This is a genomic window from Ktedonobacter sp. SOSP1-52, from assembly GCF_016587395.1.
On sequence record NZ_BNJH01000005.1, the window covers coordinates 504676 to 519203 of the forward strand.

Annotated in this window: 14 protein-coding genes and 1 pseudogene; 6 read left to right on the forward strand and 9 right to left on the reverse strand. The window is 54.3% G+C overall.

The annotated features are described in order from the left end of the window. Nucleotides 1-83: 83 nt before the first annotated feature. From JMJ16_RS42870 to JMJ16_RS42880, 3 genes are all read right to left on the reverse strand, one after another. A complete protein-coding gene (locus JMJ16_RS42870) occupies nucleotides 84-1403 on the reverse strand; it encodes a WD40 repeat domain-containing protein (RefSeq protein WP_201391579.1) in 1320 nt (439 codons plus the stop codon). Next, entirely contained in the window at nucleotides 1403-2044 is a 642-nt protein-coding gene (locus tag JMJ16_RS42875) for an RNA polymerase sigma factor (RefSeq protein WP_201391581.1), read from the reverse strand. The genes JMJ16_RS42870 and JMJ16_RS42875 overlap by 1 nt, the downstream gene beginning before the upstream one ends. Before the next feature lie 704 nt (nucleotides 2045-2748). Beyond that, the gene (locus JMJ16_RS42880; RefSeq protein WP_201391584.1) at nucleotides 2749-3528 is read right to left on the reverse strand and encodes a DUF899 family protein; all 780 of its coding nucleotides are present in this window, start codon (nucleotides 3526-3528) and stop codon (nucleotides 2749-2751) included. Between the two features lie 380 nt (nucleotides 3529-3908). Between JMJ16_RS42880 and JMJ16_RS42885 the strand changes: the two genes are divergently transcribed. Together JMJ16_RS42885 and JMJ16_RS42890 are read left to right on the forward strand one after the other, a co-directional pair. Beyond that, nucleotides 3909-4553, forward strand: coding sequence for a PadR family transcriptional regulator (locus JMJ16_RS42885; RefSeq protein WP_201391586.1), 645 nt, complete (start codon nucleotides 3909-3911; stop codon nucleotides 4551-4553). Nucleotides 4554-4613: 60 nt separating this feature from the next. Beyond that, the gene (locus JMJ16_RS42890) at nucleotides 4614-5945 is read left to right on the forward strand and encodes an MFS transporter (protein WP_201391588.1); all 1332 of its coding nucleotides are present in this window, start codon (nucleotides 4614-4616) and stop codon (nucleotides 5943-5945) included. On the opposite strand, the gene JMJ16_RS42895 is transcribed toward JMJ16_RS42890, so the two are convergent. From JMJ16_RS42895 to JMJ16_RS42905, 3 genes are all read right to left on the reverse strand, one after another. Continuing rightward, nucleotides 5875-6384: a hypothetical protein gene (locus JMJ16_RS42895; protein ID WP_201391590.1), complete on the reverse strand. Its 510-nt coding sequence runs from the start codon at nucleotides 6382-6384 to the stop codon at nucleotides 5875-5877. The genes JMJ16_RS42890 and JMJ16_RS42895 overlap by 71 nt on opposite strands. A gap of 2 nt (nucleotides 6385-6386) precedes the next feature. Continuing rightward, a complete protein-coding gene (locus tag JMJ16_RS42900) occupies nucleotides 6387-7193 on the reverse strand; it encodes an NAD(P)-dependent oxidoreductase (RefSeq protein ID WP_201391592.1) in 807 nt (268 codons plus the stop codon). 70 nt (nucleotides 7194-7263) lie between these two features. Then, on the reverse strand, nucleotides 7264-7653 hold the full coding sequence (locus JMJ16_RS42905; protein ID WP_201391594.1) for a MerR family transcriptional regulator: 390 nt from the start codon (nucleotides 7651-7653) through the stop codon (nucleotides 7264-7266). Between the two features lie 116 nt (nucleotides 7654-7769). Here JMJ16_RS42905 and JMJ16_RS55080 point away from each other — a divergent pair. Continuing rightward, nucleotides 7770-7892: pseudogene (locus tag JMJ16_RS55080) on the forward strand (RNA-guided endonuclease TnpB family protein); the annotation flags it as partial. Nucleotides 7893-8048: 156 nt separating this feature from the next. On the opposite strand, the gene JMJ16_RS42910 reads toward JMJ16_RS55080, so the two are convergent. Both JMJ16_RS42910 and JMJ16_RS56525 read right to left on the reverse strand, forming a co-directional pair. Next, the gene (locus JMJ16_RS42910; protein WP_236601949.1) at nucleotides 8049-8678 is read right to left on the reverse strand and encodes a GNAT family N-acetyltransferase; all 630 of its coding nucleotides are present in this window, start codon (nucleotides 8676-8678) and stop codon (nucleotides 8049-8051) included. A gap of 82 nt (nucleotides 8679-8760) precedes the next feature. Next, entirely contained in the window at nucleotides 8761-9093 is a 333-nt protein-coding gene (locus JMJ16_RS56525) for a DUF302 domain-containing protein (protein WP_307813354.1), read from the reverse strand. 5 nt (nucleotides 9094-9098) lie between these two features. On the opposite strand from JMJ16_RS56525, the gene JMJ16_RS42920 reads away from it, so the two are divergent. Together JMJ16_RS42920 and JMJ16_RS42925 are read left to right on the forward strand one after the other, a co-directional pair. Beyond that, entirely contained in the window at nucleotides 9099-9989 is an 891-nt protein-coding gene (locus tag JMJ16_RS42920; RefSeq protein WP_201391596.1) for an isoaspartyl peptidase/L-asparaginase family protein, read from the forward strand. Between the two features lie 28 nt (nucleotides 9990-10017). Further along, nucleotides 10018-10788, forward strand: a complete 771-nt coding sequence (locus JMJ16_RS42925; protein ID WP_201391598.1) for a sugar isomerase domain-containing protein — start codon at nucleotides 10018-10020, stop codon at nucleotides 10786-10788. A gap of 85 nt (nucleotides 10789-10873) precedes the next feature. Here JMJ16_RS42925 and JMJ16_RS42930 read toward each other — a convergent pair whose 3' ends face one another. Beyond that, nucleotides 10874-12040, reverse strand: coding sequence for an oxalate decarboxylase family bicupin (locus tag JMJ16_RS42930; RefSeq protein WP_201391600.1), 1167 nt, complete (start codon nucleotides 12038-12040; stop codon nucleotides 10874-10876). A 466-nt stretch (nucleotides 12041-12506) separates the two neighbouring features. On the opposite strand from JMJ16_RS42930, the gene JMJ16_RS42935 reads away from it, so the two are divergent. Beyond that, a complete protein-coding gene (locus tag JMJ16_RS42935) occupies nucleotides 12507-14345 on the forward strand; it encodes an N-acetylmuramoyl-L-alanine amidase (RefSeq protein ID WP_236601950.1) in 1839 nt (612 codons plus the stop codon). Nucleotides 14346-14528 lie beyond the last annotated feature (183 nt).

The window sequence follows — 14528 nt, forward strand, 5'->3', positions numbered from 1 at the left end:
AACAGATAGATTCAAATAGGCCATAGAGGTAGCGAGAAGAGACATTTGTCCTATTTCTCACCGCAGTTTTGTATATGAAAACCCTATGGTCCGGGTTCTACGTTCCAGACCTGGACCGAGTGGTCCTCACCGCCTGAAGCGATCTTCTTGCCGTTGGGCGACCAGGCGACGGCATCGACAACATTGTTATGCCCTCGATAGCTCAAAAGCGTCTGGCCTGTATGGGCATCCCAGACCTGGACGGTGGTATCATAGCTGCCTGAAGCGATCTTGCTCCCATCGGGCGACCAGGCCACCGATGTTACCTCTTTGCTATGCCCATAATAGGTTAAGAGGCGTTGACCGGTCGTGGCATCCCAGACCTGAACGGTGGCATCGCGGCCCCCGGCTGCGATTTTCTTGCCATCGGGTGACCAGGCCAGGCTATCCACGGGATCGCTAATGGTGTAGGGATGGTTTAGATAAGTAAAACCGGTATGGGCATCCCAGACCTGGACAAAGTCGTCATGCCCACCCGAAACAATTTTGTTGCCATCAGGTGACCAGGCCAGCGTACTGACCAGTTCCTTGTGATTGTCGTAGGTAAGCAATGTCTGACCAGTATAGGCAGTCCAGACACGGACGATACTATCGCTTCCAGAGGCAATATCATGCCCATCAGGCGACCAGGCCAACGTTGTGACTCCCAGGGTGTGCCCTCTATAGGTGAGGAGGGTTTGGCCCGTAAAGGCATCCCAGACCTGGACGGTATGATCCCAACTGCCCGAGGCAATGTGCCGCCCGTCAGGCGACCAGGCGACTGTATCTACGACTTTTGCATGTCCATGATAGACGCTGATCAGTTCACCCGACTTTGCCTTCCAGACCTGGACGGTGTCATCCCAGCTCGCGGAGGCAACATACTGCCCATCGGGCGACCAGGCCACCGCGCTGACAAAATCTGTGTGCTGGCGGTAGGTCGTAACCGCGATCCCTACCTGGCTGGCTAAATTCGTGGCGGCCAGGTAGAAATTCCCCAGTAGCATGACGCCAAAGAGAATACATGCTACTGCCAGAAACGGGAAGACCCGCTGCCAGCGTTGTGTTGGATGGACGTTAGGATGGTTTATCCGCGACTGGATGTCGGCAAAACTTTGTGTCGACCTACGCACCGGGGTATCCTCATACTTTAGCTGTTGACTATGTTGTTCTAGCAAAAGTGAGATACGCGGAATGGGCTGCACGCTAGGGGCAGGGAGACGTTTCAGTGCTGAAGCAAAAAACAGGTAATCCTCTCGCGCCTGGCGACAGGAGGTGCACGTTTTCAGGTGTGCTGCTAACGCCTCTTGTTCGGCGACGGAGAGATCTTCGGGCTTGAGCGCCAGCTTCTCCTTCCACCTGGCACACTGAGAAAAGAGATTCATTACGCTTTTCCTCCCATGCCAGGTTTGCTATAGGTATCCACATATTTGCGATAGATCTGGCGCAGATCCTTTAAACCTCGACTAACATATTTGCTCACACTAGTTTCCTTCATACCAAGTAGTTCAGCAATTTTGTTCTGGGGAAGATCCTCAATGAGATGGAGAATCAGGCAGGGGCGATAGGTGGGCGAGACCTTCTCCAACGCCATTCGCAGCAGTTCTAGCTCTTCAACCCTCTTCTCAGGCCCTTCGATATAGAGATCATCGGATTGCTCCAGGTAGATCTCAAGCGACAACTCTTTTTTGTGCCGGGCGTGCTTCTTTAAATAGGTATAGGCACAGTTGGTCGCGATGCGGTAGAGCCAACCGAGAAAATGTGTTGGTGAGCGCAGGCCGGGTAAGTAGGTCCAGACCTTGACAAAGGTCTCCTGCGTCAGCTCGCAGCCAACGCCATCATTCCCCACCATCCGGCTCAGGTATCTGCTAATCTGGCTATTGTACAATTCATACAAAGCTTCAAATGCCCGCATATCTCCCAGTTGGGCCTGGGTCACGAGTGCGATCACCTCATTCTCGACCGCTGCACCACTCCCGTTCCTCTCGGCATCTGGGAATGACTGATCCTCAATCAAATACGCCATTGCCACGCTCCTTGTGAGCAGACACCCTTGTCTGCTTGTTTATCCCTCGCTCTATCCTCACTTATTGATGCGCTGCATATCTTTTGAAAGATTCAAATCCATGAGTGCAGTTCGCGACGCCATTTCACCACAGAACTTGCATGTTCGAAAGGGTATTTTCCTGTCTACTTATTACGACTCACTTCCCACCCAAAATCTGACAATTCTTTGAGTTCCTGGCGAAAACTCATCCTGAGGTGTAGATTTTGTATTTGCGCTGGAGTAGATGTGGCTTTGCACTGAAGTGGTGCTGAGTTTGCACTGAAGTGTGTGGTGCTGTTTTGGAGTAAGCAAACGAAGGGTGATATTTCTTGCGTACTCCAGAAGAACGCCACAAACTCACCAATAACAAAGAGGCTGGTACTCGAGAGAAGAGAAGCTCCCTTTTTGTCGTAAGGCAGATGTGGTTGTGTTCTCGAGGAGAAAGCTTTTTTTGTGAGAAGGATATCGTTGTCTTGTCGTATATTCTGCATATTTCTACAATTTATCTTAAAGCCTAAACTGCGCCAAAGCATTCTTTCGACTTTTCCCTTGAAGAGATGCAGACGACCATTGTCAGCACATATGAGGACAGTGATCTGTTGCTTAAGGCAGATTATGCTTTGTGGCGGATGTGCCTTCTGGCTCATCCGCTAGTGCTTGCCCTGGTGGCTTGGCTGGTTTGGCTAGCCGTTTGGGGCAGTGGTTTTGGTGCCGAGGTTGTCGGAGCGTCCAGCCGCCAGCCGGGACCATTGGGCGGTTGGGCGGCCGTCCAGCCGCATCTGGTCACCTTTGGAATCCCACCGCTGCGGCCAGCCCTCGGGCGAGTCCTCCCAGAACTCCTGCCGGCCGTAGGCGGTCAGATCCAGGATTCCGTACGACGGTGCCATCACTTCATTGCCGCGGCCGGTGGTCCAGTAGGTCTCGAAGACATGGTCACCGTCTCGGAGATAGCTGACCAGGATGCCGAAGTGCCGGTCTGCGACCAGCTGGTCCACGGTGTCCTGCGGCACCGAGTACCACGGAACATCCCAACCCATGAAGTCACGGTAACGGATGCTCTCCTCGTACGGACCTTCGCAGAACGTGGCGTAGGTAACGTCGCGGGAATGCAGGTAGGACAGCTCGCGAACCTGGCTGTTGGAGAAGGTGCAGCCCTCGCACTGGGCGCTGGCGGGCTGACCAGTATGCCACATGTGAAAATAGACGATCAGAAGCCTTCGGCCCTCGAAGACCTCCAGCAACGTGATCGGTCCATGCGGGCCAAGAAGCTGGATGGTGGGGTCTACCTCCACCATCGGCAGACGCCTTCGAGCCGCCGCGATCGCATCCCCTTCGCGGGTGTGCGCCTTTTCCCGAACGCGCAGCTTGTCCAGTTTCGTCTGCCAGGTGGTCCGGTCGACCACCTCAGGCAGCGCGGGGGTGTCGAGGCTTTTGGGGAAATGGTGCTGATCATGTGTGTTCATAGGTGTTTCCTTCCTTCCTCCCCCTCTGGCATTCGGGATAGCTCATAGGGAGAATAGGTCTTCTCATTTGTAAGTGCCTCTATTCTACTGGCAGAGAAAGAAAAAAACTTCTCGTATCTTGCTCAAATCCTCGGCCCGTTCCACATGGGTCAACTCAATTGGATGGCTTGGCAGGGGACCTCTCATGCTCTCTACCTCCCGAGCCGAATCTACCTCACTTGCTTGTTTCTGTCAATCTCAGAATGAACTTTAGGATGGCGAAGTTAGACCCCCTTGACTATTTCAATATATCATATTAATATATCATAGTGTTGTATCATAGTGTTGTATCATAGTGTTATATTAGCATGATGTGTTGATTTCACTGGAGGAATCAGGTTATGGATAGCGAGCATGTTATTCTTGGAGTCATCAGCTTTACCCCATGTTCAGGCTACGATATGAAGGCCGAGTTTGAGAAGGGTGGAGCTGGGATGCTCTCTGCACTTAGTTTTGGGAGTATCTATCCACGCCTCAAACAGCTTGAGCAGAATGGTCTCATCGAAGTGCAGCAAGCCGAGAGTGAGGGACGACGCAGAAAAGTCTACGAATTGACCGCGCAGGGTTGGCAGGATCTGGCGCAGTGGTTGGAGCAGCCCTCGGACTCTCCTCCTCCCATGCGCGACGAACTCTTACTGAAAATGATCTTCTGGGGACCGGCAGGCCAGGAGAGGACAACCCTGCTTGAGCACCTCCAGGCGCGCCGCCGCGAGATACAGCAGATGTTGCACGAACTGCGCGCGTGGCAAAAGAACGGTCGATCCTTTATTGATGAGTATGCTGAACTTGTCTTCAGCTATGGCGAATCGCGTCTGGAAGCTGAGCTTGCCTGGCTTGCCAAAGCTATACCCCAGCTTGAGGGACCGGAGCGCCCTCCCTTGCAGGACCCCAACGATTTGGCTTCCACACAAAAGGCCAGGCGCACCAGGGCTCTCGAGCACCAATCTAACGAGGCATCCACTCCCTCAGAGCAATCGCAAGAATAGTCAGGAAGCGCGAAGAACGAGCATTGCGAAGAACGAGCATTGCAAGGAAGAAATGATTTCATGATACAGCATCACAAGGATATGAAAAGGGAGAGCTTGCCAATTTTGGCTCTCTTTGGCGCAAATGGCATTTCGGTGTTGGGAAGTATGTTAACAGCGCTGGCCATCCCGTGGTTTGTCTTGCAAACAACTGGTAGCGCTGCCCAAATGGGCCTGACTGCCTGTGTTGAAGTCGTGGCGAATCTCGTGGCTGGAGCGTTTGGGGGAACATTGGTTGATCGTATGGGTCAGAAACGCATCAGTATTCTGGCAGATCTGGCCAGTGGCTTTGCGGTTGCGCTTGTTCCGTTACTCTACTACACCGTAGGGTTGGCCTTCTGGCAGCTGCTCGTACTGGTCTTTTGCGCCTCGTTTTGCAATACACCGGGCACAACCGCTCGTACAGTATTGTTACCTGATTTAGCGGAGTTGACCGGAATGCGCTTCGAGCTCGCCAGTTCTATCTTGCAGGCTATCCAACGCGGAGCTGGATTGTTAGGAGCGCCTCTCGCGGGTGCGTTGATCGTGATCGTAGGCACAACCAGGCTGCTCTGGGTAGATGCGACAAGCTTTCTCCTCTCAGCATGCATCGTTGCGCTCGTCGTGCCTGCATCTCGCACCAGCACAGATCGTGAAGCTCCGCCAGAAGGTCACAGGATTGCAGAGATCCAAGCAGAGGAGCGTTTCGATGTTCCATCAGAAGAGATCCCATCATGGCAGGCTGGTTTCAAGCTGAGTTTTCAAACACTCTGGCGCGATCGGCTTATGCTGGCAATTATGTTTGTGCTCATTATCACTAATCTGCTCGACGCCTCGTTTTTTGCTGTCGTGATGCCCATCTACGCCAGAGTACACTTTGGCAGTGTCTTGGCTTTCGGTTTGGCCTCCGCGGCCTTTGGCGGCGGAGCGTTGTTCGGCTCCATCCTTTTTAGCATACTTGGCGTGAAGCTGCCGCGCCGTGTCACCTTTACTCTTGCCTTTATCGGTATGGGGCTCCCGTTCTGGACACTTGCACTGCTGCCCGTGTTCCCGGCCATGCTGCTAGCAGCAGCCGTAGGAGGCATTGCCAGCGCGCCGATCAATCCCATTATTATGACAGTAGCGATGGAACGCGTGTCTGCGGAGATACGCGGACGGGTACTTGGACCGCTGATTGCCCTGGCTCAGATCGCGGTTCCCCTGGGACTGTTGCTCATTGGAGCCAGCGTGGAGCGTCTGGGTGTGCAAGGCACGCTTTTCTTGATAGCTGCCGCTTACCTCGTCGCGACGCTCAGCCTACTCTTCAATCCCGCACTGCGCCAGATGGAGGGCCGTGCGGAGGCAGAGAATGAGCCTGTAGCTGGGCCAGCTTAAACACGAGATGATCCTGGATACTCATGCATGTCTCCGGGATCATCTTTGCCGCCAGCGTGTTTCTCACAATCGAAACTTGTTGCATCTCAGTACTATCTCCCTGCTGTGCATAGGGTTGCTGGCGCTCACGTTGTGCCTGCTTAAACGTGCCAAATTGCGGCGGCATTTTCACTTCCGCCTGGTGCAGCAGTTCTTCTATGGTCACTATCTGAATACGCGGATAGTCTTTGTTCCAGCCTGGAGAGTGATAGAAGCCGGCTTTGAGGGCCTCCATCACCATATCACGCGACGACTCCTCCAGAGTAATAAAAACGCCTATTGCTGCCTGCTCGCGCTGGATCGTGCCCACCAGGTTGTAGATCCATTTAACTCTGGGATCTACAGGCTGTCCTACCTTCACGAGAAAGAAATGACTCTGAACATCTTGCCTCTCATTCATCCTTATGCGCTTTGCAGGATATCATAGAGCAGATCCGCAATAGGTGTAGACATCTCTACCTGTTGTGAGGTCTTCTTAAAGAGGCCAACATCCTTCAACGGGATCGCGCTCGTGAAAGGCGTTGAGAGTTCGGCGACTCTCTGGCCATAGCTCTGATAGATGGGTGCGGAGAATAACGTGCTTGTGAGCATGTTAATCACTGCCTTTGGATCGACTCCGTTGTTGCGGGCCATTGCGAGCGCTTCTCTGATAGAGTGTCCCGCTGAAACAATCAGGAAGTTTCCCACGAGCTTGACGATATTCGCCGCGCCGATCTCCTCGCCGAAATCGAAGATACCTTTCCCTCCCATCGCTTGCAGAAGTGGCCTGACACGATCTTTAGCCTGCTGTGGACCCGCGAAAGGAATCCAGAGATTGTGGGCGATGGCTGCTTCAGGCCTGCCAAAGATCGGCGCTTCGACATAGGTACAGCCATGTTGCGCGTGAAGGGCGGCCAGCCTCTTCGATGTCTCAGGCAAGATCGTACTCATCGCAATATGCACTCCGCCCGCTCCCAGCTTCTCTAGAAAACCATCGCTCATGACAACGCTTTCCAGAGCCGTGTCATCCCACACAATGGTCGCGACAATTCCTCCGCTCGTCGCCACGTCAGCTGGTCGCTCCACCAGTTGCGCGCCCTGAGCCACCAGCGGCTCCGCTTTGCTCGCGGTGCGGTTGTACACGCGCAACGCATATCCCGCTTGCAGCAGATTGGTCGCCATTGGCAAACCTAACTGGCCCAGTCCAATAAATCCAATCGTTTCGCTCATTTTTCCACTCCTTTTGTATAAGATGGTCACGTTAAACATTACGTTAACGTCATGTTTTGGGCAAAAAAAACTAGAGATTTTCCCGCTCTTCAAGCCAGTTCTCGAAACGCGCGATATGGACCAGAAGGTCAGCGCGAAATTGCTGAAGCGCGCCGACCTTCTGGTCCACCTCGGCGAGATGCTGGCGCAGGATAGCGAGAACCTTCTGCTTTGGCTGTACCCCACTTGGATCAGTGAAGTAGAGATCGATCACGTCGCGTATCTCTTCCAGGCTCAGCCCAAGCTTCTTGAGCTGGTCAATTTTGCGCAGGCGGGCCAGCGTCTCTTCTGTATAGTAGTGCTGACCATGCCCCTCGCGCTCGCCTGGGGGAAGCAGCCCGATGCTCTCGTAATAACGCACGGTGCGCGGAGTTACCCCTGCCCGTTCGGTCAAATCTCCGATCCGCATACGCTCGTTCATCGCTCCCCCTCAAAGTTAACGTTAACGTCATATTGCTATGATACTGTTCTGACGAGACATTGTCAAGAGCCTGTACCCCTTTTTGAATTTATGTATATAATTATTTGTAAATCCGCATGCTCATCTACGCGTACAAAGTGGACGGGACACAGGCTCAATATCGCGCCATTGATGAAGCTATACGGGTGACTCAGTTCATCTGCAATACGTGCCTGCGCCTCTGGATGGATACTCGCGGCATCTTTTGGCCTCCAGGTGTGTAACTCCCAACCTTATTCTGACGAAAATCCCATAATTATCCTGGTGAACAAGTTGTTCAGGGTAGCTTACCCGACCTGGGGCAATTATTGGAAAAGCGGCCAGAATAGTGTTGGGAGTTACACGAGTGCATTGCATCACCGAAGTTCGCAGATGTAGGACATGGCTGGCTTGCCGTTGAGCGTGAGCTCACCGACGGCGACGAATCCGTTGTGTTCAAGCACCTTGCGCGAGGCTGGATTGTCCAGTGTGACCCTCGCGCGCAGCCTGGCGAGTCCGTACTCTGTGATGGCGAGCTCACGCACCTTGCGCACTGCCGCTGTGGCCAGTCCCTGCCCCGCGGCCTTCTGCGCGATCCGGTACCCCAGTTCCGCCGACCCGTCTGTCACTTCAACCAGGTTCACCCGCCCCACCACCTCGCCGCCCTCGGCCACCAGCAGGTGGAAGTAATCCGTCCCGGCTGCCTGCCACTTGAGCAGTTGCGCAAGCCGCGTGTCGAACTCGGCGAAGAACTCGTCCCCCCGATCCGGTATCGACGCCGCGAAGTAGGCCCGATTCTCCCGCTCGAACGCAAGCAGGGCTGGCGCGTGATCGAGGCGGACCAACTGAAGGTCTGGCATAGGTAGTTGGAGGCGCGGTATCGATTCCGACTCGGTTCCCCTGTCCTCCTTCGATTCCGTGTGGGCGGGTTTCCCGCCCACGGCCTGCCTACCGAGAAAGGAACATTCACCGACCTTTGGCGCGTCTCGTTCGTCTCGTTCTTCCATGTGTTTCTCCCTTTGCTCAATGATGAATTGATATAACTGCCCGTTGAGTACTAGGCATACTCTATCACCCTGTTGCAACTCTCTATGTAAATACCAACAGTATTCGGCTCATAGCCAGATTTGAAACGCCATGCGTTGTTGGCGCACCACTCCTGATCTCGTACACGACAAACCGCAGTGGAGCGTACAAGACAATTTCTGGCTGGAGCCTGCTCATTTGGGTGGCGAGGAGCGGATTGCCAATCGTAAACAACATTGGCAAATTCTGGTGATACATCTCACTCATGTTCCGCATGAAGCCGGCCACCCGCAAGGGGTGGCCGGCTTCATGCGGGCGGCACGCCCCGTTTAGCAATACAGCCAGGTTGCATGATACAATGGACCCAACCATATCAAACACCAGGAGTACATACATTATTTATGCCTATCGCTATCATTGTTCACGGAGGAGCGGGAACCATTGCTCCTGAAAGAATAGAGGGCGCGCGCAAGGGCTGCAAAGAAGCCTCCGCCATTGGCTGGAACGTGCTACAGAGCGGCGGGACCGCGCTCGCAGCCGTCGAAGCCGCTGTGAGATCTCTGGAAGATAACCCACTCTACGACGCGGGCACCGGTTCCTACCTCTCCCTGGACGGCAAGATCGAAATGGACGCCGGCATGATGGAAGGGCACACCTTGCAGGTTGGGTCAATCGCGGGCGTCGAGCTGATCAAAAATCCCATTTCGCTGGCGCGCCAGGTGCTGGAAAGCCCGCATGTATTGCTGGTCGGCAAAGGGGCACAACAATTTGCGCAGGAAAGGGGCATCTCTCTGTGTGAGCTAAAAGACCTGCTCACCGAGGACCAGCACGAACGCTGGAAAGCGGCACGTAAGGCGCTCGACGAGGGCAAGCTCCAGGAAGGGGAGAAGCATGGCACGGTCGGCGCGGTCGCCATCGACAGCCAGGGGCATTTAGCCGCCGCCACCTCAACTGGTGGCATCTTCAACAAATATCCCGGACGCGTCGGCGATTCACCGCTGGTTGGTTGCGGCTACTACGCCGACGAAGATGCCGCTGTCTCCTGTACCGGCTATGGTGAGGATTTCATCCGTCTGCTCATTGCCAAACGTGCCAGTGATTTTGTAGCTGGTGGTATGAATGCTCAGGAGGCAGCCGAGGCTGCGATCAAAGTGCTGGGCGCCAGGGCCAGTGGAACCGGTGGCCTGATCATGGTCGATCACCGTGGCAATATCGGCTTTGCCCACAATACCCCCAATATGTCCAGGGCCTCTATGCAGGAAGGTATGCAGGAGCCGACCGTCGCGTCATAAAAGGGTTGTGTTGCAAAAAAGGAAAAATATGAACGAACATCACGATCAACCTGTTTCGCTACAAGCGTGCTGGCTACAACTCCTCCACATACAGGAAGAACTTCTCACAACACAGACCGAAGCCATTCAGCAAGCGGCGCAGGTCTGTGCCGAATGCATTGAATATGGAGGTGTCATTCACACCTTTGGATCAGGGCACTCACGCGCCTTCGCTGCCGAACTGGTCCATCGTGCCGGTGGTCTCGCGCCGATTAATCGCATCGATTTTGAAGATCTCGCACTTTATGGTGACTGGTCATTGAAACGTGTTCGTAGCCTGGAATGTGAGCGTGACCTGACGGCGGGAGCTGCATTACTCTCCTACCACCGGATCGAACCGCACGATGTCTTTTTGATTGCCTCGCAATCGGGGGTTAATGCCGCTGTTGTTGAATATGCTCTTCAGATAAAACAGCGCCAGCACCAGCTCATTGTCCTCACATCGCTGAAGCATACAAGGGAGACCCCTTCACGCCATCCTGGCGGTCAGAAGCTCTATGAACTTGCTGACATTGTGATCGATAATTGTACGAGCTGTGGCGATACGCTGCTGGCGTTGCCTTCATCTGAGCAGATCTGTTCGGCCTCGTCGTTGATAGGTGTCCTGGTTGCTCAGCTTTTGAATAGCGAAATAGTCAACGTATTGCAATCGCGTGGCAAAGATGTTCCGGCCTTTGTTTCAGACAATATTGAAGGGGGGATCGAGCGTAACCTTTCACTCCAACGGCGCTATGAAAAGCGTGTACGCTACAAAGGCTAGCAGCTGCTCCTGTTTTAAGTAGCGCCTATATCATGCTTTTGTGGAACACTCTCTTTCGAGTTTACGCCCTCTACATCTGCGCGCCTCAAATGACCACTGGTTGCTTCTGCTTATGCAGCGTATCCATGACCGTCTGGTTGAGATGCAGATGGTCCTGCACCAGGGTAGGGGTGGTCAACGCCATCCACTGGTTCAGCGACACGTCAGCAAAACGATTACTCTTGAACATCTCCAGGAAGCGCAGCGGCGTTTCGCCCGTATTCTCAATATAGTGCCCCATGGCAAATGGAACATAGCCCACGTCCCCAGCGTGGTAGTCGAATGTGCGAGCCTTGCCCCCGGACGCAAACACAGTCATACGTCCCTGGCCTTCGATGTAATACTGCCATTCATCATTATTCGGGTGCCAGTGCAACTCCCGTAACCCGCCCGGTTCAACTTCCACCAGCGCCGCAGCAATCGTCGTTGAGGCGGGAAAGTTGGTCGAGTCAACGATGCGTACCATCCCACCCCTGCTGTGAATCGGCTCCTGCTCCATCAACCGATAGACGAAGCTCTGTGGCACGGTGCCGTTGGGGGCAGAGACTTGATCGGCAGATAACTCGCCAGGTACATCACTCTGAAAGATATAGCGCTCATGCGCTGGAATGCTGGCAAAATTGCTTTCTGCCACACCGAAGTTCTTTGCCAGGATCTCTTTGGGTGTGTGTGCGAACCAGTCGGTGATCAGGAAGGTCTCATTCTCGGAGAAGCTGCCGTTATCGAACACTAACAGGAATTCGCAGCCCTCCTTCAGACCCTGGATCGAGTGCGGAATGCCGGCAGGAAAGAACCAGAGGTCTCCTTCGCTGACATCCTCGATGAAGTTGTGCCCATCCTGATCCATCGCCGTCAGGCGGGCGCGACCATTGAGCATGAGAGCCCATTCGGATTCCTTGTGCCAGTGCAACTCTCGCACCCCACCTGCGGTCAAGCGCATATTCACGCCTGCCATCGTGGTCGAGATGGGCAATTCCCGCACCGTCACCTCGCGCGCCCAGCCTCCCTCAGAGAGCCGATTATGCGCATTGGAAAACGAGAACTTCAAATTAGGAATCGTGCCAGCGTCGGTATGAGGCGGGGTCAGCAAATCAGGATTCTGGAGGTCTAGCAAGACATTGCGCGGACCCGGGTCGGTTGCGCCAAGTCCGTCTGCCATAGGTTGAGGCACCTCACTGGTCTCTAAGGCGAGGTTCAGTGGTCGTTTCTTCATGGTCCTTGTCCTCTTGCGGTTCTACGGCTAGTAGTGGCATTTCATTGAGTGTGTGTGCTGCTGTTCGAGCACGAAAGTCAGATGCCAGAGGCCAGGCACAGAATGCCTGCTCTGGTGCCTGAATAGTGCAGGTCTCTCACCTGCATGTACTTTCACTATACCAGCCTACCCAAAGCGATGCGCCGGATGCCCCTCATTTTGGACTCTTTTGATTCACGCAAAGTGATACTGTTGGCAAACCGAATCATAGCCCCCAAAGAAGGGTGGGAAAGCCAGGTGCAAGAGATATCGCGAGCGTGACCAGAAAGAGGCTTGTTGTTTTTGTTCTTTAAAGCTGGTCAATATGTTATTCTTAATATTGGTGGCGATGGATCCGAATCGGAGCCTATCATCACTGGTTTTCCCCGACCCTCTGTTCGCTCGCATCTTTTGTGAAACATGTATTGCATGGAGGTAGTACTTAACTATGATGCATCGACGCATAGCTTTCGCTCGCCTCTCGCTCCCAGCCTTGTTTACCCTGCTTGTACTGCTCGCAGGGCTCCTGGGAGAACCTTCCCCAGCCAGCGCACAAACGGTCAGCAGCGGCGCAATCGGCTCGGCCTTCGAACAGGCCAGCAGCGAATTCGGCGTGCCCGCCACCCTGCTCAAAGCCCTCTGCTACATGGAGGGACGCCTGAGCATGCACCACGGCTCTCCCAGCATCGACAACGGCTTTGGCTGCATGCACCTGGTCAAAAACAAGCACACCGATACTCTCGACCAGGCCGCCAGCCTGCTGCACGTCAATGTAGCTCAGTTCAAGACCGACATCGCCACCAATATCCGCGGCGGCGCAGTAGTCCTGCGGGCCGAGGCCCTACGGCTCTCTGCCAGTCATACCCTGCCCGCCAATCTCTCCGACTGGTATGGTGCGGTTGCCGCGTACGGCCACGCCACTGTGCGCTCGACAGCACTGATGTATGCCGATGCGCTCTACCAGATTCTGGGCACCGGCTTCAATATCCAGAGCGACACCGGAGAGATGGTAACCCTGGCGGCTCAGGCGGTCAAGCCCAATAAGGCCACGGCTGCGGCAGTCCAGGGAACCAGCACACTGCCAAACGGCTGCAGCAATACGCCCACCGGCGACTATTCTGCCGCGGTCAACTGCATTCTAGATCCCAACACCTTCGACTGCACACTATCCCAAACTGTCTACCCGCCCTGCAACTACGAGGAGCGCACTGATGCGGGCTATCCGCTGCCAGTGGACTACGTAGTCATCCATGACACCGAAGGCTCCTTGCAGGACGCTCTCAATGTTTTCCAGAACACCGATCCTCAAACTGCCCCTGGTTCCGCCGCCAACTATATTGTGGACTCGGATGGCACGGTTTATCAAGTAGTCCATGATGAGGATTTTACGTATAATTGTGGCAACTACTGGTATAATCAGCATTCGGTCGGTATCGAACACGTGGGCTTTGATGCGACCGGGTTCCAGTGGTACAACGCGGCCCAGTACCTGGGTTCGGCCAAGCTGGTGGCCTATTTGCTCACCAAGTACCATCTGCCACTGTCTCGCAATGATATCGTGGCGCATGGCACGGTGCCACCCCCGTTGTATCCGTACGGCCCTAACCACGTTGATCCAGGTCCATACTGGATGTGGGACTACTACTTGGGGCTGATCCATCAGCAGGGCATCCCCTATCCGCAGGAGACACCCACGAAGGGAACCATCGAGCTGCACACGAAAAATCATCTGGAGAAAGGCGGAGTGGAATCGCCTGCCGACTTCAACTTCTACTATCTCTACAATGGCCCCAGCACCGCCTCGGGGCGCATCCCGCAGTATAGCGACCCCACCGACATTACCGACGAGACGAACAATATCGAGACCGATATCAGCTATGCCTACCTGGCTAAGGTCAAGGATCCGGCGGGGACAGGAGATACGCTATACGAGATCTGGTATGGCGAGGATGACCAGGTTCACTTGAATCCCTCCAGCCAGTTCCAGGACGGAAAACTGGTCTGGCTGGCGATCCCTCCGGGAGCTAACGTCACCGAGGGAACGGGCACGCTGGTGAGCATCAACGAGAGTGGGGTCTCTCAAGTCTTCGTCTATGGCAATCCTATTCCCGGCCATATTCTGGGTGGCGTCCCCAATGGGGCGATTTTCGACTCGGGATATACCATCGTGCAGGATAACTCCACTACCCTGTGGTATGAGATCAACTTCTCCCATCGCCAGGCTTGGATCCCAGCCAGCGAAGTCACGATCGTCCATGCCACACAGACCCAACAAATTCAGAAATAGACATACAAGAGGAGCGGGGTATAAACGTACTAATGGAATGGGTGCCCAGCCCTCTCAAAAAGAGAACTGACCACCCATTTCATTAGTAAATGCCATGCGCAAGTAATTTTGATCATGGCCCATCTTTGTGGAGTGAAGAAACTTGAAAGAGAGAGTTTTAAATACACTTATCTACAGCAAGAT